At 62.8% G+C, this 835-nt stretch carries 1 protein-coding gene; it reads left to right on the forward strand.

Annotated elements, in window-relative coordinates:
• Positions 1–61 precede the first annotated feature (61 nt).
• Positions 62–835 (forward strand): hypothetical protein (locus RGD00_RS23420; protein WP_310459634.1); only part of this gene is annotated, 774 nt, incomplete at its 3' end.

Consider the following 835-nt stretch of genomic DNA (forward strand, 5'->3'; position numbering starts at 1 on the left):
GACAGGCTGGAGCCGCAACCCCGGCGCGACCTCCTTCGGCTTCGAGAGTCCGAACTCGCTCATGTTCACTGATGATGGGGTCAGCACCGGCTACAGTGGTTATGCGGCATCAAAGCTATTCCCGGTTGAAACGGGCAAGCCCTACTATTTCCGCTACCAGACATGGGCAGCGTCCGGCGTCACCTATCAGGTCTATGGGCGCGTCCACTGGTTCGATGCCACCGGCACCGCCCTCACCACCACCCCGATGACCAACATCAACCTGACCACGGTCACCAGCACCGGTACCATGGTGACGCGCACCCTCAGGATCGATCCACCGGCCAATGCCAAGTTCGCCGAGATCCGCTTCTACGTCGAGCGCGGCATCACCACCGGGAACGTCCAGGTTGGCGGCGTATCTTGTCGCCGCATGGCCTCAGGCGAGTTGATCGTCGATGGCTCGATCCAGGCCGTGCATGTCGGCACGAACGAGATCGTCGCCAATACCGCCAACATCAAGGACGGCATCATCACCAATGCCAAGATCGTCGAGCTGTCGGCTGCCAAGCTGATCGCGGGCACGGCGCTGGCGAGCACGATCACGGTCAACGGCACGACCCTGGATCTGGTCGAGGGCCGTGCGGCTGATCCGGCGGCACAGATCAACATCGCGAACACGAAGATCGACCCCGGCAAGATCACCATTACCGGCGGGACCACCCTGGCCGACTGGCGCAAGGGCGGCGACGAGACCAAGATCGACGGCGGCGCCATCTCCGCCAACACCATCGCCACCAACAAGCTGACCGTCGGTAACAGGGGTTTCACCGTCACCGCGGTCACCTTCGACTAC

Source organism: Ruixingdingia sedimenti (assembly GCF_031432425.1).
Taxonomy (GTDB): Bacteria; Pseudomonadota; Alphaproteobacteria; order Rhodobacterales; family Rhodobacteraceae; genus Ruixingdingia; species Ruixingdingia sedimenti.